At 54.5% G+C, this 19162-nt stretch carries 12 protein-coding genes, 1 tRNA gene, 3 rRNA genes and 1 pseudogene; 5 read left to right on the forward strand and 12 right to left on the reverse strand.

Annotated features, from left to right (window positions below):
* Positions 1-22: 22 nt before the first annotated feature.
* Positions 23-2815 (reverse strand): DNA polymerase I, encoded by a 2793-nt coding sequence (polA, locus tag ACR809_RS25255; RefSeq protein WP_004187174.1) that lies wholly within the window; start codon positions 2813-2815, stop codon positions 23-25.
* A gap of 396 nt (positions 2816-3211) precedes the next feature.
* Here polA and ACR809_RS25260 point away from each other — a divergent pair.
* Positions 3212-4111 (forward strand): annotated as a pseudogene (locus tag ACR809_RS25260) (acyltransferase).
* A gap of 47 nt (positions 4112-4158) precedes the next feature.
* Here ACR809_RS25260 and dsbA read toward each other — a convergent pair.
* The 3 genes from dsbA to ACR809_RS25275 all read right to left on the reverse strand — a co-directional run bounded on the left by dsbA (position 4159) and on the right by ACR809_RS25275 (position 6141).
* Positions 4159-4782: a thiol:disulfide interchange protein DsbA gene (gene dsbA, locus ACR809_RS25265; RefSeq protein WP_004146224.1), complete on the reverse strand. Its 624-nt coding sequence runs from the start codon at positions 4780-4782 to the stop codon at positions 4159-4161.
* Positions 4783-4809: 27 nt separating this feature from the next.
* Positions 4810-5796: a serine/threonine protein kinase gene (locus ACR809_RS25270; RefSeq protein WP_004901659.1), complete on the reverse strand. Its 987-nt coding sequence runs from the start codon at positions 5794-5796 to the stop codon at positions 4810-4812.
* Between the two features lie 75 nt (positions 5797-5871).
* On the reverse strand, positions 5872-6141 hold the full coding sequence (locus tag ACR809_RS25275) for a YihD family protein (RefSeq protein ID WP_002882612.1): 270 nt from the start codon (positions 6139-6141) through the stop codon (positions 5872-5874).
* A gap of 71 nt (positions 6142-6212) precedes the next feature.
* On the opposite strand from ACR809_RS25275, the gene mobA reads away from it, so the two are divergent.
* Complete coding sequence (gene mobA, locus ACR809_RS25280) at positions 6213-6794, forward strand: molybdenum cofactor guanylyltransferase MobA (protein ID WP_002882607.1); 582 nt, start codon at positions 6213-6215, stop codon at positions 6792-6794.
* The gene (gene mobB, locus ACR809_RS25285; protein WP_004901656.1) at positions 6791-7297 is read left to right on the forward strand and encodes a molybdopterin-guanine dinucleotide biosynthesis protein MobB; all 507 of its coding nucleotides are present in this window, start codon (positions 6791-6793) and stop codon (positions 7295-7297) included. Before mobA ends, mobB begins: the two co-directional genes overlap by 4 nt.
* A gap of 366 nt (positions 7298-7663) precedes the next feature.
* Here the strand turns inward: mobB and rrf are convergent.
* The 4 genes from rrf to ACR809_RS25305 form a co-directional block, all read right to left on the reverse strand.
* Positions 7664-7779: ribosomal RNA gene (rrf, locus tag ACR809_RS25290) — 5S ribosomal RNA — on the reverse strand.
* A gap of 96 nt (positions 7780-7875) precedes the next feature.
* A 23S ribosomal RNA gene (locus tag ACR809_RS25295) occupies positions 7876-10778 on the reverse strand.
* A 182-nt stretch (positions 10779-10960) separates the two neighbouring features.
* Positions 10961-11036 (reverse strand) — tRNA-Glu (locus ACR809_RS25300).
* Between the two features lie 85 nt (positions 11037-11121).
* A 16S ribosomal RNA gene (locus ACR809_RS25305) occupies positions 11122-12661 on the reverse strand.
* Together the 16S, 23S and 5S rRNA genes with 1 tRNA gene alongside form the textbook arrangement of a ribosomal RNA operon.
* A 476-nt stretch (positions 12662-13137) precedes the next feature.
* Between ACR809_RS25305 and ACR809_RS25310 the strand changes: the two genes are divergently transcribed.
* On the forward strand, positions 13138-13839 hold the full coding sequence (locus ACR809_RS25310) for a FadR/GntR family transcriptional regulator (protein WP_002882540.1): 702 nt from the start codon (positions 13138-13140) through the stop codon (positions 13837-13839).
* A 12-nt stretch (positions 13840-13851) separates the two neighbouring features.
* Positions 13852-15249 (forward strand): multidrug transporter subunit MdtD, encoded by a 1398-nt coding sequence (mdtD, locus tag ACR809_RS25315; RefSeq protein ID WP_002882539.1) that lies wholly within the window; start codon positions 13852-13854, stop codon positions 15247-15249.
* Here the strand turns inward: mdtD and rbsR are convergent.
* The 4 genes from rbsR to rbsC all read right to left on the reverse strand — a co-directional run bounded on the left by rbsR (position 15246) and on the right by rbsC (position 19158).
* Positions 15246-16238: a ribose operon transcriptional repressor RbsR gene (gene rbsR / locus ACR809_RS25320; RefSeq protein ID WP_004187944.1), complete on the reverse strand. Its 993-nt coding sequence runs from the start codon at positions 16236-16238 to the stop codon at positions 15246-15248. The two genes, mdtD and rbsR, sit on opposite strands and share 4 nt — an antisense overlap.
* 3 nt (positions 16239-16241) lie before the next feature.
* Complete coding sequence (rbsK, locus tag ACR809_RS25325; protein ID WP_004144980.1) at positions 16242-17174, reverse strand: ribokinase; 933 nt, start codon at positions 17172-17174, stop codon at positions 16242-16244.
* A gap of 100 nt (positions 17175-17274) precedes the next feature.
* A complete protein-coding gene (gene rbsB, locus ACR809_RS25330) occupies positions 17275-18165 on the reverse strand; it encodes a ribose ABC transporter substrate-binding protein RbsB (RefSeq protein ID WP_023286980.1) in 891 nt (296 codons plus the stop codon).
* Between the two features lie 27 nt (positions 18166-18192).
* Positions 18193-19158: a ribose ABC transporter permease gene (gene rbsC, locus ACR809_RS25335; RefSeq protein WP_002882531.1), complete on the reverse strand. Its 966-nt coding sequence runs from the start codon at positions 19156-19158 to the stop codon at positions 18193-18195.
* Between the last annotated feature and the right edge of the window lie 4 nt (positions 19159-19162).

Below are 19162 nucleotides of genomic sequence, written 5' to 3' on the forward strand. Positions count from 1 at the left end.
AATCGCGTTGCGCTTTGTATACTTAGTGCGCTTGATCCCAGTTTTCGCCGCTGCCCACTTCCACCAGCAACGGTACCGCCAGCGTAGTGCTGTTCTCCATCAGTTCGTGGATCTTTTTCGATACGGCATCGAGCTCATCCTTATGCACTTCAAAGACCAGTTCATCGTGAACCTGCATGATCATCCGCACGCGAGGTTTCTCGCTCCGCAGCCATTCATCAACGGCAATCATCGCCCGCTTGATAATATCCGCAGCCGTCCCCTGCATCGGGGCGTTAATCGCCGCACGCTCCGCGCCGGCACGACGAGCGCCATTGCTGGACTTGATATCCGGCAAATAGAGTCGACGGCCATCCAGCGTTTCAACATACCCTTGCTCCTTCGCCTGTGCCCGGGTGCGCTCCATATACTCCAGGACGCCCGGATAACGCTCGAAATAAAGATCCATGTACTTCTGCGCTTCTTTACGCGGGATGTTCAGCTGGCGGGCCAGGCCAAAGGCGCTCATGCCGTAGATCAGACCGAAGTTGATGGCTTTCGCACTGCGCCGCTGTTCGCTGCTGACGCTGTCCAGCGGTAAGCCAAATACTTCAGCCGCCGTCGCCCGGTGAATATCCTTCCCTTCCGCGAAGGCGGTCAGCAGGCCTTTATCCCGCGACAGGTGCGCCATAATGCGCAGCTCGATTTGCGAGTAGTCCGCCGAGACAATGACGTAATCTTCCGGCGCGATAAACGCCTGGCGAATACGGCGCCCTTCTTCGTTACGCACCGGAATGTTTTGCAGGTTTGGATCGGTAGACGACAAACGGCCGGTGGCGGTGACCGCCTGATGATAGGAGGTATGCACGCGGCCCGTTTTGGGGTTAATCATCAGCGGCAGCTTATCGGTATAGGTAGACTTCAGCTTCGCCAGCCCACGATACTCCAGAATCACTTTCGGCAACGGATAATCGAGCGCCAGCTCTTCCAGCACCTCTTCAGAGGTGGACGGCGCACCGCCCGGCGTCTTCTTCAGCGGCTTGATACCCTGTTTTTCAAACAGGATCGTTTGCAGCTGTTTGGTGGAGGAGAGATTAAACGCTTCCCCGGCGATCTCATGTGCCCGCTGCTCCAGCTCAACCAGGCGCTGGGCAATTTCCTGCGAGTGCGCATGCAGCACGGCGGGGTCGATTTTAACGCCGTTGCGCTCAACGCGAGACAGCACCGGCACCAGCGGCATTTCAATATGCTGGAAGATATTCAGCGGGCCTTCATGCTGCTGTAGCTTCGGCCACATCTTCAGATGCAGCTGGAGCGTAACGTCGGCATCTTCCGCCGCGTAGCGACCAGCCTCTTCCAGCGCAATCTGGTTAAAGGTGAGCTGATTCTTACCCTTGCCAGCGATCTCTTCGAAGGTAATGGTTTTATGTTTCAGCCAGCGGTCGGAAAGACTGTCCATATCGTGGCGGCCCGCCACGCTGTCGAGAATGTAAGACTCGAGCATGGTATCGAACGCAATCCCGCGCAGCTCAATGTCGTAATTAGCCAAAATGCCGCGATCGTATTTGAGATTTTGCCCGACCTTGAGCACCTTCTCATCCTCCAGCAGCGGTTTAAGCAGCGCCAGCACGCGCTCGCGCGGGATCTGATCCGGCGCATCAAGATAATCATGCGCTACCGGGACATAGGCGGCCACGCCTGGCTCAACAGCGAATGAAAGACCAACCATGTTGGCGGAGATGTTATCCAGGCTGTCGGTTTCCGTATCAAAGGCAAAGAGCGGCGCCTGCTTCAGCTTATCGATCCAGGTGAGCAGCGTAGCCTCATCAAGGATAGTGACATAATGCTCTGCTGAAAGTGCAGTAGCGGCTTCAACCTCTTCTTCCGCTTCTGCCGCTGCTGCAGGCACTGCAGGTTTCGCAGCCGGTTTGCCCCCCTTAGCCTGCAGCCATTTTCCGGCCTCAACGTCGGTGGTCCAGCGCTTAAATTCATACTGTCTGAACAGCGCCAGCAGATCGTCTGCCGCCGGCGGCTGCACCTCCAGCTCTTCGCACGTGAGCTCCAGCTCGACGTCAGTTTTGATGGTCGCCAGCTGATAAGAGAGATAAGCCACGTCCTTGTTCTGCTCGAGCTTCGCCGCCATCGTTTTCGCGCCGCGGAAGCTCAGTTCAGCGATCTTCTCCGGTTCCGCATACAGCGTATCAAGGCCGCCGAGGCCTTGCAGCAGCGCCTGGGCGGTCTTTTCGCCCACGCCCGGCACGCCGGGAATGTTATCCGAGGAGTCGCCCATCAGCGCCAGGAAATCAATAATCAGCTCCGGCGGGACGCCGTACTTAGTAACCACCTCATCCGGCCCGAGGATAGTGTTGGTCATGGTATTGATCAGGGTGATGCCCGGCGTCACCAGCTGGGCCATGTCTTTATCGCCGGTGCTGATCAGGACTGGGCGACCTGCCCTTTCCGCTTCCCGCGCCAGGGTGCCAATCACATCGTCAGCTTCGACGCCCGGGACTGCCATCAGCGGCAGCCCCATCGCTTTCACCATCTTATGCAACGGCTCAATCTGCGCGCGCAGATCGTCCGGCATCGGCGGGCGGTGAGATTTGTAATGCTCGAACAATTCATCACGGAAGGTTTTCCCTTTCGCATCAAAGACCACGACGGCATGAGTCGGTTGATACTGCAGTATCAAACTGCGCAGCATATTCAGTACGCCGTACATAGCCCCGGTGGGCTCCCCTGCGCTGTTAGTCAGCGGCGGAAACGCATGATACGCCCGATAAAGATAGGAGGAGCCGTCAACGAGGATGAGAGGGTTTTCTGGGATCTGAACCATAATTTCCGTGCCTGTTTATCAGATTATGGATAAAGGATGCCACAGACGGGCATGAAATCCTGAATTTTTCCCGCAATTCGCGGAAAAGATTCAACGATCGTCGCGATCGCGCGACAACTTAGCTTGTGGATAACTTTGTGTATAGTTTTACAACGTCAGCTTATCCGCCCCTGAAAATAAATGAATAAATAGTATTATTTACTATTTATCAACCACTTAAAAACAGATCAACGATCCTGGCATTAATTTGATGACCTAATCTTCCATGTGGATAGAAGATCCTTGTTTTTTTCTGTTCTGGTAAGACCCGTCATTTGCCGCGTTTTCTGGTAAAATCAGCCTCTTGCGCAGCTTAAAGGCGCTCTTTGTCAGCCTAACTTTCTGAATAAACTAACTATGTCGAGATTACTCGCTGCGATAACACTTCCGCTGAGTATCGCCTTAACCATCTTAGTCACCATTATCTGCTCTGTACCGATCATCGTCGCCGGGCTGATTAAACTGCTGGTCCCCATTCCAGCGGTATGGCGCTCTATATCCGTTTTTTGCAATTTTATGATGTACTGCTGGTGCGAAGGGCTGGCGCTGCTGTTGCATCTCAATCCCTAGCTAAAATGGGACGTCCAGGGTCTGGAAGGCCTGAACAAAAAGAACTGGTATCTGCTGATCAGCAACCACCACAGCTGGGCAGACATCGTGGTGCTGTGCGTGCTGTTCCGCAAGCATATTCCGATGAATAAGTACTTCCTTAAACAACAGCTGGCGTGGGTACCCTTCATTGGCCTCGCCTGCTGGGCGCTGGATATGCCTTTTATGCGCCGCTACTCGCGCAGCTATCTTATTCGTCACCCGGAGCGCCGCGGTAAAGATGTCGAAACCACCCGCCGTTCGTGTGAAAAATTTCGCGCGCATCCGACGACTATCGTCAATTTTGTGGAAGGCTCGCGTTTTACCGAAGAAAAAAAGCGCGAAACGCGCTCTCCTTACCACAACCTGTTACCGCCGAAAGCCGCTGGTATCGCCATGGCGCTCAACGTACTCGGTTCGCAGTTCGATAAACTGCTGAACGTCACGCTGTGCTACCCGGATAATCATACAAGACCATTTTACGATATGTTAAGCGGCCGCCTGACACGCATTGTGGTCCGTATCAATCTGGTCCCTATTGGCGAAGAGCTGCACGGCGATTACGTTAACGATAAGAACTTTAAGCGCAGCTTCCAGCGCTGGCTGAATGGCCTATGGGAAGAGAAAGACCGTCAGTTGACTGACATCATGAGGGACAAAGAGCGGTAGCTATTGCAAAACAGATAAAGTAACGCCGGTCAGTGACCGGCGTTTTTTTATTTCTTCTCTACCAGTTGCTTCACGGTATCCGCATACTGAGCGACGAAGACATCCATATTGCTGGTGTCCATCCCCTGCGGATTCAGCTGGTATTTACCATTAACATACATAGCCGGTACGCCCTGCAGCTGCAGATCGGCTGCCGCTTTCTCTTGCTGAGCGACCAGAGATTTCACCACGAAGCTATTCCATGCGGCATCGTAGTCTTCCCCTTTCACGCCAGCGTCGACAAACACTTTACGAATGTCAGCCACACTCTGCACAGTCTGGTTTTTCTGCACGGCTTCGAACATCGGCGCAGTAATTTTGTCTTCAACGCCCAGCGCGATGGCCACCGCCCATGCCTGCGTCAGATCCTTGCCCAGCGGACCCAGGAACTCAACGTGGTATTTAGTCATTTTAGTGCCTTCCGGCAGTTTCTGGCGCACATTGTCAGAGACATGCAGCACTTCTTCAAACTGGTAGCAGTGCGGGCAGTAGAACGAAAAGAACTCGAGCACCTGCGGCTCGCCAGCAATCGGCTTATCAAGGGTGATGTACTGCTTGCCGTCGGTGATCTGGGCAGCGGATGCACTAAAAGCCAGAATCATACCAGCCAGCGCCAGCCAAACTTTTTTCATGATTTACTCTCTCCTGGATATATCACATTAATACATTGGCGTTAACTGAAGCGGGGGTTCCTGTAGAACCTTCACCTGCTCAAGAAAAGTCGACGTCTGCCCCCGCCAGTAATCCTCCCCGGTTAACCAGGGGAAATTGACCGGGAAAGCGGGATCGTCCCAGCGTCTGAGCAACCACGCCAGATAATAAACCAGTCGCATAGCGCGTAAAGGTTCAATCAGCGCGATTTCATCGCTGTTAAAGGGGCTGAATTCCTCATAGGCCTCGACAATAGTCTCCAGCTGCATACGCTGTTCAGCCTTATCGCCGTTGAGCAGCATCCACAGATCCTGAATCGCCGGGCCGGTACGCGCATCGTCTAAGTCGACAAACAGTGGTCCGTCGCGCCAGAGGATATTACCGGCATGGCAGTCACCGTGCAGGCGCAACGTGTTCCCGCGGCCGTGCCATTGCTCCATGACGGCAGCAATGAGTTTATCGGTCGCCTTCAGGAAATCGGCCTTCAGGCCAGAGGGGATCAGCGTCGCCTGCTCAAACACCTGACGCGGTTCCAGCAGGTACTCCTGCACGCCAATTTCCGGGCGGGCAGTAAAGCGCTGTTTGCAGCCCGTCTGGTGCAGGCGCCCCAGATAGCGGCCAACCCATTCCATCTGATCAAGGTTATCCGCTTCGAACTGACGACCGCCAAGGCTTGGGAAAACGGCAAAGTAGAATCCCTGATGCTGATGAAGCGTGCTGTCATTAAATAAGAGCGGCGCAGCAACGGGCACTTCATCTTCTACAAGCTGAAGCGCAAACTGGTGTTCTTCAAGGATCTGTTCTGCGGACCAGCGCTCAGGACGATAGAACTTTACCACATAGCGATGGCGCTCTTCGTCCTGGAACTGATAAACGCGGTTCTCATAGCTGTTTAGCGGGGTGAGACCGGAGTCCACCCGCATACCCAGATCGTATAACCCATCGATAATGGTATCCGGGCGAAGCGTCTGAAAAGTAAAAGCCTTATCGTGCATCCTGACATCCGATAATCGTACGAATAGTTCAGGATATCATCTCATTGCACTTTACGCGGTAGCGCTTACAACCTTTTACTCTTTTATTACCCCGCGGGCGCGCAGCAGCGCGGTTTTAAAGTCCTCTTCATAATCCTTCTGAATACCCGGGATGACAGCATCTTTGGAAGAGTCGCGCATCTTCAGGTGATAGATCAGAATATCGTCGGAAAGATCGCTCAGTTCGCCATCATAGCCGGCCTCTTTCGCCAGCTTCTGCAAAAATTGCATCAGGTTCAGTTCAGGCTCTTTTTGCCAGGCTGGCTGGAGGAGTTCAATTACTTCATTCAGACGTTTACATTTCATGGTCATGCTCCTTACTCTTGATAGGGACAAGTTAACAGGGTCAATCCCACAATGAAAGAGGCGATATTCATATGCAAAGCGAGGCGATAACCGGCGTCGTGCTGGCGGGCGGCAGGGCCACGCGGATGGGCGGCATTGATAAAGGATTACAGGCGCTAAATGGTCGCCCTCTCTGGCGACACGTCGCGGAAGCATTAGCCCCGCAGGTAGATGAGTTAGTCATTAGCGCCAATCGTCATCTTGAACAGTGGCGTGCCAGCGGATTTCCGGTCTTTCGAGACATACAGGAGGGTTATCAGGGGCCGCTGGCCGGAATGCTTGCTGTGATGCAGCAGGTCGCGAGCCCATGGTTTGTTTTTTGCCCCTGCGACACGCCGTTCATTCCGTCCTTTTTGGTGGAGCGCTTTATCCAGCAGAGAGGGGACGCACCGGTCGTTTGGGCCCATGACGGCGAACGGGATCATCCTGCCGTTGCATTAGTTCATCGTCAAATCATTCCGGAACTGGAGGCTTATCTGGCACATGGAGAGCGCAGGGTGATGGTTTTTATGCGACAAATGGGTGGGCGCCCGGTGAATTTCAGCGATGTGAAAACTGCTTTCATTAATGTAAATACGCTCGAAGATTTGCAGCAGATGCAGGAGCCATCATGATCCCATTACTGGCGATCGCCGCATGGAGCGGTACCGGAAAAACAACATTATTAAAGCGTCTTATCCCTGAGCTTTGCGCTCTAGGATTACGCCCGGGACTGATAAAGCACACCCATCATGATATGGACGTGGATAAGCCGGGCAAAGATAGCTATGAACTGCGTAAGGCGGGCGCTGCGCAAACTATTGTCGCCAGCGAACAGCGGTGGGCATTGATGACCGAGACGCCAGAGAAGCCAGAATTAGATATCACGTGGCTGGTCAGTCGAATGGATGCCAGCAAACTGGACCTGGTTTTAGTGGAGGGGTTCAAACATGAACCCGTGCCGAAGATCCTGCTTTTTCGGCAAAACAGCGGCCATCGTGTAGAAGAGCTGGTAATTGATGAGCATACCATCGCCGTGGCCAGCGATGTATCGATCGCGACCTCACTTCCGCTGCTGGATTTAAATGATGTACCACAGATCGCGACATTTATTGTGAGTTGGTTAGAGAGGCAATAGTCATTTATCGACGGTGATATAGGAGGGATTTTCCCGGAGGCGGTGCTGCGCACCTTGTCCGGCCACAGGGACGTAGCCCCGTGTCGGATCCGTAGCCCCGGCAAGCGCAGCGCCACCGGGGAGACATGCCGGCACGCTGGCCGGACGACAGAAACGCAAAAAGCCCATCCGGCAGGATGGGCTCTTCACTTGTTTGATGCCTGGCAGTTTATGGCGGGCGTCCTGCCCGCCACCCTCCGGGCCGTTGCTGCGCAACGTTCAAATCCGCTCCCGGCGGATTTGTCCTACTCTGGAGAGCGCTCACCGACAAACAACAGATAAAACAAAAAGCCCGGTCTTTCGACCGGGCTTTCTGCTTTATTTGATGCCTGGCAGTTCCCTACTCTCACATGGGGAGACCCCACACTACCATCGGCGCTACGGCGTTTCACTTCTGAGTTCGGCATGGGGTCAGGTGGGACCACCGCGCTAGTGCCGCCAGGCAAATTCTGTTTTATCAACACGTCTCACCAACGTATCGATTAATCTGTATCAGAGCTGAAAACTCTCTCAATCCGCCAAAACATCTTCGGCGTTGTAAGGTTAAGCCTCACGGTTCATTAGTACCGGTTAGCTCAACGCATCGCTGCGCTTACACACCCGGCCTATCAACGTCATCGTCTTTAACGTTCCTTCAGGAGACTTAAAGTCTCAGGGAGAACTCATCTCGGGGCAAGTTTCGTGCTTAGATGCTTTCAGCACTTATCTCTTCCGCATTTAGCTACCGGGCAGTGCCATTGGCATGACAACCCGAACACCAGTGATGCGTCCACTCCGGTCCTCTCGTACTAGGAGCAGCCCCCCTCAATTCTCCAGCGCCCACGGCAGATAGGGACCGAACTGTCTCACGACGTTCTAAACCCAGCTCGCGTACCACTTTAAATGGCGAACAGCCATACCCTTGGGACCTACTTCAGCCCCAGGATGTGATGAGCCGACATCGAGGTGCCAAACACCGCCGTCGATATGAACTCTTGGGCGGTATCAGCCTGTTATCCCCGGAGTACCTTTTATCCGTTGAGCGATGGCCCTTCCATTCAGAACCACCGGATCACTATGACCTGCTTTCGCACCTGCTCGCGCCGTCACGCTCGCAGTCAAGCTAGCTTATGCCATTGCACTAACCTCCTGATGTCCGACCAGGATTAGCTAACCTTCGTGCTCCTCCGTTACGCTTTGGGAGGAGACCGCCCCAGTCAAACTACCCACCAGACACTGTCCGCAACCCCGGTAAGGGGCCAACGTTAGAACATCAAACATTAAAGGGTGGTATTTCAAGGTTGGCTCCACGCAGACTGGCGTCCACGCTTCAAAGCCTCCCACCTATCCTACACATCAAGGCTCAATGTTCAGTGTCAAGCTATAGTAAAGGTTCACGGGGTCTTTCCGTCTTGCCGCGGGTACACTGCATCTTCACAGCGAGTTCAATTTCACTGAGTCTCGGGTGGAGACAGCCTGGCCATCATTACGCCATTCGTGCAGGTCGGAACTTACCCGACAAGGAATTTCGCTACCTTAGGACCGTTATAGTTACGGCCGCCGTTTACCGGGGCTTCGATCAAGAGCTTCTCCTTACGGATAACCCCATCAATTAACCTTCCGGCACCGGGCAGGCGTCACACCGTATACGTCCACTTTCGTGTTTGCACAGTGCTGTGTTTTTAATAAACAGTTGCAGCCAGCTGGTATCTTCGACTGGTCTCAGCTCCATCCGCAGGGACTTCACCTACACACCAGCGTGCCTTCTCCCGAAGTTACGGCACCATTTTGCCTAGTTCCTTCACCCGAGTTCTCTCAAGCGCCTTGGTATTCTCTACCTGACCACCTGTGTCGGTTTGGGGTACGATTTAATGTTACCTGATGCTTAGAGGCTTTTCCTGGAAGCAGGGCATTTGTTACTTCAGCACCGTAGTGCCTCGTCATCACACCTCAGCCTTGATTATCCGGATTTGCCTGGACAATCAGCCTACATGCTTAAACCGGGACAACCGTCGCCCGGCTAACATAGCCTTCTCCGTCCCCCCTTCGCAGTAACACCAAGTACAGGAATATTAACCTGTTTCCCATCGACTACGCCTTTCGGCCTCGCCTTAGGGGTCGACTCACCCTGCCCCGATTAACGTTGGACAGGAACCCTTGGTCTTCCGGCGAGCGGGCTTTTCACCCGCTTTATCGTTACTTATGTCAGCATTCGCACTTCTGATACCTCCAGCATGCCTCACAGCACACCTTCGCAGGCTTACAGAACGCTCCCCTACCCAACAACACATAGTGTCGCTGCCGCAGCTTCGGTGCATGGTTTAGCCCCGTTACATCTTCCGCGCAGGCCGACTCGACCAGTGAGCTATTACGCTTTCTTTAAATGATGGCTGCTTCTAAGCCAACATCCTGGCTGTCTGTGCCTTCCCACATCGTTTCCCACTTAACCATGACTTTGGGACCTTAGCTGGCGGTCTGGGTTGTTTCCCTCTTCACGACGGACGTTAGCACCCGCCGTGTGTCTCCCGTGATAACATTCTTCGGTATTCGTAGTTTGCATCGGGTTGGTAAGTCGGGATGACCCCCTAGCCGAAACAGTGCTCTACCCCCGAAGATGAGTTCACGAGGCGCTACCTAAATAGCTTTCGGGGAGAACCAGCTATCTCCCGGTTTGATTGGCCTTTCACCCCCAGCCACAAGTCATCCGCTAATTTTTCAACATTAGTCGGTTCGGTCCTCCAGTTAGTGTTACCCAACCTTCAACCTGCCCATGGCTAGATCACCGGGTTTCGGGTCTATACCCTGCAACTTAACGCCCAGTTAAGACTCGGTTTCCCTGCGGCTCCCCTATACGGTTAACCTTGCTACAGAATATAAGTCGCTGACCCATTATACAAAAGGTACGCAGTCACACCATAAAGGTGCTCCCACTGCTTGTACGTACACGGTTTCAGGTTCTTTTTCACTCCCCTCGCCGGGGTTCTTTTCGCCTTTCCCTCACGGTACTGGTTCACTATCGGTCAGTCAGGAGTATTTAGCCTTGGAGGATGGTCCCCCCATATTCAGACAGGATACCACGTGTCCCGCCCTACTCTTCGAGTTCACAGCCTGTGCATTTTGGTGTACGGGACTATCACCCTGTACCGTCGGACTTTCCAGACCGTTCCACTAACACACAAGCTGATTCAGACTCTGGGCTGCTCCCCGTTCGCTCGCCGCTACTGGGGGAATCTCGGTTGATTTCTTTTCCTCGGGGTACTTAGATGTTTCAGTTCCCCCGGTTCGCCTCGTTAACCTATGTATTCAGTTAACGATAGTGCAACGAATTGCACTGGGTTTCCCCATTCGGACATCGCCGGTTATAACGGTTCATATCACCTTACCGACGCTTTTCGCAGATTAGCACGTCCTTCATCGCCTCTGACTGCCAGGGCATCCACCGTGTACGCTTAGTCGCTTAACCTCACAACCCGAAGATGTTTCACTTCTGATTGCGAAAATTTGAGAGACTCGAACACACATTAACTGTGTGTCGTTTCAATTTTCAGCTTGATCCAGATTTTTAAAGAGCAAATATCTCAAACATCACCCGAAGATGAGTTTTGAGATAGTTCGGCACGCGTCTTTCACTCACGAACCAGCAAGTGGCGTCCCCTAGGGGATTCGAACCCCTGTTACCGCCGTGAAAGGGCGGTGTCCTGGGCCTCTAGACGAAGGGGACACTGAAGTCTCAATCGCAAGACGCCTTGCTTCTTTACGTTCATCAGACAATCTGTGTGAGCACTGCAAAGGCAGGTTCTTTAAGGTAAGGAGGTGATCCAACCGCAGGTTCCCCTACGGTTACCTTGTTACGACTTCACCCCAGTCATGAATCACAAAGTGGTAAGCGCCCTCCCGAAGGTTAAGCTACCTACTTCTTTTGCAACCCACTCCCATGGTGTGACGGGCGGTGTGTACAAGGCCCGGGAACGTATTCACCGTAGCATTCTGATCTACGATTACTAGCGATTCCGACTTCATGGAGTCGAGTTGCAGACTCCAATCCGGACTACGACATACTTTATGAGGTCCGCTTGCTCTCGCGAGGTCGCTTCTCTTTGTATATGCCATTGTAGCACGTGTGTAGCCCTGGTCGTAAGGGCCATGATGACTTGACGTCATCCCCACCTTCCTCCAGTTTATCACTGGCAGTCTCCTTTGAGTTCCCGGCCTAACCGCTGGCAACAAAGGATAAGGGTTGCGCTCGTTGCGGGACTTAACCCAACATTTCACAACACGAGCTGACGACAGCCATGCAGCACCTGTCTCACAGTTCCCGAAGGCACCAAAGCATCTCTGCTAAGTTCTGTGGATGTCAAGACCAGGTAAGGTTCTTCGCGTTGCATCGAATTAAACCACATGCTCCACCGCTTGTGCGGGCCCCCGTCAATTCATTTGAGTTTTAACCTTGCGGCCGTACTCCCCAGGCGGTCGATTTAACGCGTTAGCTCCGGAAGCCACGCCTCAAGGGCACAACCTCCAAATCGACATCGTTTACGGCGTGGACTACCAGGGTATCTAATCCTGTTTGCTCCCCACGCTTTCGCACCTGAGCGTCAGTCTTTGTCCAGGGGGCCGCCTTCGCCACCGGTATTCCTCCAGATCTCTACGCATTTCACCGCTACACCTGGAATTCTACCCCCCTCTACAAGACTCTAGCCTGCCAGTTTCGAATGCAGTTCCCAGGTTGAGCCCGGGGATTTCACATCCGACTTGACAGACCGCCTGCGTGCGCTTTACGCCCAGTAATTCCGATTAACGCTTGCACCCTCCGTATTACCGCGGCTGCTGGCACGGAGTTAGCCGGTGCTTCTTCTGCGGGTAACGTCAATCGACAAGGTTATTAACCTTATCGCCTTCCTCCCCGCTGAAAGTGCTTTACAACCCGAAGGCCTTCTTCACACACGCGGCATGGCTGCATCAGGCTTGCGCCCATTGTGCAATATTCCCCACTGCTGCCTCCCGTAGGAGTCTGGACCGTGTCTCAGTTCCAGTGTGGCTGGTCATCCTCTCAGACCAGCTAGGGATCGTCGCCTAGGTGAGCCGTTACCCCACCTACTAGCTAATCCCATCTGGGCACATCTGATGGCATGAGGCCCGAAGGTCCCCCACTTTGGTCTTGCGACATTATGCGGTATTAGCTACCGTTTCCAGTAGTTATCCCCCTCCATCAGGCAGTTTCCCAGACATTACTCACCCGTCCGCCGCTCGTCACCCGAGAGCAAGCTCTCTGTGCTACCGCTCGACTTGCATGTGTTAGGCCTGCCGCCAGCGTTCAATCTGAGCCATGATCAAACTCTTCAATTTAAGTTTGATGCTCAAAGAATTAAACTTCGTAATGAATTACGTGTTCACTCTTGAGACTTGGTATTCATTTTTCGTCCGAGGACGTTAAGAATCCATGTCACTTTGAGTGCCCACACAGATTGTCTGATAAATTGTTAAAGAGCAGTGCCGCTTCGTTTTCGCTGCGGCGCGGGGTGTGCATATTACGCTTTCCCGCTGCAGAGTCAAGCATTTATTTTTGCTTTTCTCTGCGAGGTTCTCACCGGAACCCCGCTGACCCGGCGGCTTGTTTGCCGTTGTTCCGTGTCAGTGGAGGCGCATTATAGGGAGTAATTCTGAGGTGACAAGGGGAAATGCAAAAAAAGTTTTCAACCGTCTCTTTTTTCAACAATGCGGCGAGGAATGTCGCAAAAAACCGCCGTTTTGCCGTTTTAACCGACGAAACGGGGCGCCTGGTGGCATACTGTTAGAGTAGAGGAAAGAAAGGAACGGCATTTATGTCTTTAAGCGCACAGCAACTGGCGGCACAAAAGAACATCTCCTGGGTACTGGCCGAAAAGCTCGCCCAAAAAATACTGACTGGCGAATATCAGCCGGAAAGCATTCTTCCCGGCGAAATGGAGTTGGGGGAGCAGTTCGGCGTAAGCCGTACCGCCGTCCGCGAAGCGGTGAAGACGCTTACTGCAAAAGGCATGCTGCTGCCCCGCCCTCGCATTGGCACCCGGGTGATGCCGCGCAGCAGCTGGAATTTCCTTGATAAGGAACTGCTCTCCTGGTGGCTAACAGAAGATAACTTCGAAGAGGTGGTAAGCCACTTTCTCGTCATGCGCAGCAGCCTGGAGCCACAGGCCTGCTTTCTCGCCGCCGCCAACGGCACCGCCGGGCAAAAAGCGCAGCTCAATACATTAATGGAAGAGATGATTGCTCTGAAACGCCATTTTCAGCGCGAACGCTGGATAGAAGTCGATATGGCCTGGCATGAGCATATCTATGAAATGAGCGGTAATCCTTTCCTCAGCTCTTTCGCCTCGCTGTTTCATTCGGTCTACCACACCTACTTCACGTCGATTACGCAAAATGAAGTGGTGAAGCTCGATCTCCACCAGGCGATTGTCGATGCCATTCTTAACAGTGATGCGCCGGGGGCGTTGCTCGCCTGCCAGGCATTGTTGAACGCCCCACACCACGTAAATCAATAACAAGGATTTGGCATGAGCGGAAAAAAAGGGCGCAGCATGGCTGGCCTGCCGTGGATCGCGGCGATGGCCTTCTTTATGCAGGCGCTGGATGCCACCATTCTTAACACCGCCCTCCCGGCTATCGCCCACAGTCTTAATCGTTCTCCCTTAGCGATGCAGTCGGCCATTATCAGCTATACGCTGACGGTGGCGATGCTGATCCCGGTCAGCGGCTGGCTGGCCGATCGCTTCGGCACGCGCCGGGTCTTTATCATCGCCGTTAGCCTGTTCACCCTCGGTTCCCTCGCCTGCGCCCTCTCCAGTTCCTTAACGGAACTGGTCATTTTTCGCGTAATTCAGGGGATCGGTGGGGCGATGATGATGCCGGTGGCGAGGCTGGCCCTGCTGCGTGCCTACCCCCGCAGCGAACTGTTGCCGGTCCTGAACTTTGTCACCATGCCGGGATTGGTGGGGCCGATTCTGGGCCCGGTACTCGGCGGGGTATTTGTTACCTGGGCCAGCTGGCATTGGATTTTCCTGATAAACATTCCGATCGGCGTAATTGGCATTCTGTACGCCCGTAAATACATGCCAAATTTCACAACGCCGCGCCGACGCTTCGATATAGGCGGTTTTCTGTTATTTGGCTTAAGTCTGGTGTTATTTTCCAGCGGTATTGAACTGTTTGGGGAAAAAATCGTGGCGACATGGCAGGCGCTGGCCGTGATTGCCGTCAGTCTGTTACTGCTCGTGGCCTATGTGCGTCACGCGCGTCGCCATCCGACGCCGCTTATCTCGCTCTCTTTATTTAAGACCCATACGTTCTCGGTCGGCATTGCCGGCAACCTCGCCACGCGGTTGGGTACCGGCTGCGTACCGTTTCTGATGCCGCTGATGCTGCAGGTTGGTTTCGGCTATCCGGCCATTATCGCCGGCTGTATGATCGCCCCCACCGCTATCGGCTCGATTATTGCGAAATCCACCGTTACCCAGGTGCTGCGCTGGTTTGGCTATCGTAAGACCCTGGTGGGGATCACCGTGTTTATTGGCCTTATGATCGCCCAGTTCTCGCTGCAGTCGCCAGAGATGCCGCTGTGGATGCTTCTTCTGCCGCTGTTCGTGCTGGGGATGGCGATGTCCACGCAGTTTACCGCCATGAATACCATTACCCTGGCCGATCTGACCGATGATAATGCCAGCAGCGGCAACAGCCTGCTGGCCGTCACCCAGCAGCTTTCAATTAGTCTCGGGGTGGCCATCAGCGCTGCGGTGCTACGCTTCTATGAAGGTTTTGATAATGCAAGCACGGTACAGCAGTTTCACTACACCTTTATAACCATGGGCGTGATAACCATTATATCGGCGCTGATGTTTATGCTGTTAAGAGCGAAGGATGGCCGCAACCTGATTAGCGAGCGGCATAAACGCTAAGCGGAACCGCGAACCACCAGCTCCGGCGTTAACTGAACGCGCTGCTGTTTTTGCTGCGGATCGGCCATGCGATGGATCAGTACGTCGATGGCCAGTTCCCCCAGCTCATCCTTTGGCTGGTGAATGGTGGTCAATGGCGGCGTCATATAACGTGCCAGCTCAATATCATCGTAGCCCACCAGCGCCATATCCTGCGGAATCTGCAGCCCGGCCTGGTATAACGCCTGATAAGCGCCAACCGCCATCGCATCGTTACCGACAAACACCGCCTGCGGACGCTGCGGCAACGCCAGCAGCTGCTGCATCGCGCTAAACCCGCCGCCAAACTCAAAATCACTGGTCACCACGTATCCTTCGGCAACCGGCAGGCCGCAGCGCGCCATCGCGGCATGATAGCCTTCAAGACGCAGGCGCGCCGGGGTTTTATCCAGCGGGCCGGCAATACAGGCAATGCGTGAATGCCCCTGGTCAATCAGATACTGGGTTGCCATATCGCCGCCGAGCAGCGAGTTATCCTGAATCAGATCGCTATCGCCATCAAAGGGGGCCCAGTCCATCATAACCGTCGGTACCGACGGATAGCGCTGCATGATTTCCGGGGAGGGCTGATGGGTCTCCGTGCACAGCAGGAGTAATCCATCGACGCGTTTTTGCATTAGCGTCTCCAGATTACGATTCATTCGCTGCTCATCACCTTCGGTATTGCAGAGCACGAGGCTATAACCCCGCTCAAAGCAGCTACGCTCCACGCCCCGCACCAGCTCCGAATAAAACGGATTGGTACTGGCGGTGATCAGCATGCCGATGGTACGGGTTTGATTGAGCTTGAGGCTACGCGCCAGCGCAGAGGGTGCGTAGTTGAGGCTTTTGATCGCAGCGTCAACTTTGGCGGTAATCGCCTCGCTGACAAAGCGGTCCTTATTGATGACGTGTGACACCGTCGATGTGGAAACGCCCGCGATGCGGGCCACATCTTTCATCGTAGCCAAGCATTACCCCTGTTGCGCTAAAAATTCATCGATCTCTGTGCGCCAAGGCACGGACGGCTGAGCGCCTTTGCGGGTTACGGCGATCGCCGCTGCGGCATGCGCAAAGCGAATCGCCTCCGGCAGGGCGGTCCCTTCCAGCAGCGCGGTCACCAGCGCGCCGTTAAAGGTATCACCGGCCGCGATAGTATCAATGGCCTGTACGCGAAACCCTGGGATCCGGCGGCTTTCGCCTTCGGCACTGAGCCAGACGCCGCGGCTGCCGAGGGTGATCATCACCGTACCAATGCCTTTGGCATGCAGCACGTCGGCGGCTTTTGCCGCATCTTCGTCACTCTCAACGCGAATACCGGTCAGCTTTTCCGCTTCGGTTTCGTTAGGGGTAATAATATCCACCAGCGCCAGCAGTTCATCCGGTAGCTCACGCGCTGGCGCGGGGTTCAGCACCACGGTGGTGTGATGGTGATGGGCGATTTTCGCCGCCGCTATGACGCTCTCCAGCGGCGACTCCAGCTGCATCAACAATGCCTGTGCGCTGGCGATACGCTCTTTTTCCGCCTCAACCTGGGAGACGGAAAGCGCCGCATTGGCGCCGGCATGAATACCGATGACATTCTCACCTTCGGCGTTAACGAAAATTAATGCCACCCCGGTCGCTTCCCCGGCAACCGCGCGCACGGGCGCCACGTCGATTTTATCGCTCGCCAGCTGACGACGGATGCGTTCACCGATATCGTCATCGCCGGTGCAGGCGATAAACGCGATATCCGCTCCGCTGCGCCCGGCGGCCACCGCCTGGTTGGCCCCTTTTCCACCGAACGCCACCTGATAATGGTGGCCGGTGACGGTTTCGCCCGGCGTCGGGAAAGCGTCAAGGTTAAGAATGTGATCGGCATTGATACTGCCAAGGACGACAAGTTTGCCTGCAGTTTTCATCATTTCTGTTCCCGGGAAAGCGCGCCACCGGGATCCGGTGGCGCATGCCCTGCTTTTCTTTTTTTATATTGTCCCTCGGACCGTTGCCAGTCCGAATCGCATATTACTGCTTAACGACCAGCTTCAGCTCAACCGGGTAGTTAGCTTCCACTTTTTCGCCCTTCAGTACCTTATCAGCAGTCTCAACGCCTTTCGCGCCGATCTGCTCCGGCAACTGTGCGACGGTCGCCGCCAGTTTGCCACTGTTTACTGCTTTTTCGCCATCCGGAGTGCCGTCAAATCCAACCACCATCACATCGGACTTGCCTGCGGTCTGCAGCGCGCGCAGGGCGCCCAGCGCCATTTCATCATTTTGCGCGAACACTGCCTGGACGTCAGGATGTGCGGTCAGCAGGTTCTGCATCACGTTCAGGCCTTTGGTGCGGTCGAAATCGGCCGGCTGGCTGGCCAGGACGTTGAATTTGTGCGCCGCCACGGCCTGTTTAAAGCCTTCGCCACGCTCGCGCGCCGCAGAAGTTCCGGCAATGCCCTGCAGCTCAATGACTTTTGCACTTTCACCCACTTTTTTCGCGATGTAATCGCCAGCCATTTTTCCACCCTGCACGTTGTCAGAGGCGATATGGCTCACAACATCGCCTTTTGTCGCCTGACGGTCGAGAGTGATGACCGGGATTTTCGCCTGGTTCGCCATCTTCACGGCGTTGCCAACGGCATCAGAGTCGGTGGGGTTGATCAGCAGCAGCTTGGTGCCGCGCACCGTTAAATCCTGGACGTTCGCCAGCTCTTTCGCCGGGTTGTTCTGGGAATCCAGCACCACCAGGTTGTAGCCCAGCTTGTCAGCTTCTTTTTGCGCGCCGTCTTTCAGCGACACGAAGAACGGGTTGTTGAGGGTAGAGATAACCAGAGCGATGGTGTCTTTGGCCATCACGTTCGCGCTAACGGTCGCACTTAGCGCAACAGCAGAGACCAGGGTCGCCAGTTTTTTCATATTCATAGTTAAGATGTCCTGTAGAGTTCTCAGTTACTGCTTTTTGTTATCTACCAGTACCGCCAGCAAAATCACCACCGCTTTAACGATCATCTGGTAATAGGAAGAAACGCCTAAAAGATTAAGACCATTATTCAGGAAGCCAAGGATCAGCGCACCAATCAGCGTGCCGACAATGCGTCCTTTGCCACCAGCGAGGCTGGTGCCGCCGAGTACCACCGCCGCAATGGCGTCCAGCTCATAGCCCGTCCCCGCTGTCGGCTGCGCGGAGGAGAGACGCGCCACTTCGATGATCCCGGCCAGCGAAGCGAGCATTCCGCACAAGGCGTAAACGATAATTTTAACTTTATTGACGCTAATCCCGGACAGACGCGTCGCCGCTTCATTACCGCCCAGGGCATAAATATAACGGCCCAGGCGAGTATGGTGCAGCATGTACCAGGCCGCCAGGAAGACAATCGCCATGATCCATACCGGCGTCGGGATCCCCAGCGGACGCCCGATGCCAAACCAGCCAAACAGATCGGCATTATCGCTAAAGCCGGTATTGATCGGGCTGCCGTTGGTGTACACCATGGTTACGCCGCGCAGCAGCAGCATCATCACCAGGGTGGCGATGAAGGCCTGCACGCGGCCTCTCGCTACAATCACCCCGGTGACTGCGCCGATCGCCGCACCTAATGCGAGGGCAGCCGCGACCGCCACCAGCGCATTAACCTCAATGCCAACGATCGACGCTGCCACCGCACCGGTGAGCGCCAGCAGGGAGCCGACGGACAGATCGATCCCCGAGGTCAGTATGACCAGCGTCATCCCTACCGCCATAATGGCGTTAACGGAGGTTTGCTGCAGAATATTGAACAGGTTATTGACGGTAAAAAAGTTGGGGCTCATGGTCGATACCACCGCGATCAGCACCAGCAGGGCAATCAGCGATTTTTGCTCCATCAGCCACGCTTTTGTGAAATAGCGGCGACCAGAAACAGCCTGGGTTGTCATCTTT

It is taken from the genome of Klebsiella sp. CD33 (assembly GCF_051992865.1).
GTDB classification, from domain to species: Bacteria; Pseudomonadota; Gammaproteobacteria; order Enterobacterales; family Enterobacteriaceae; genus Klebsiella; species Klebsiella pneumoniae.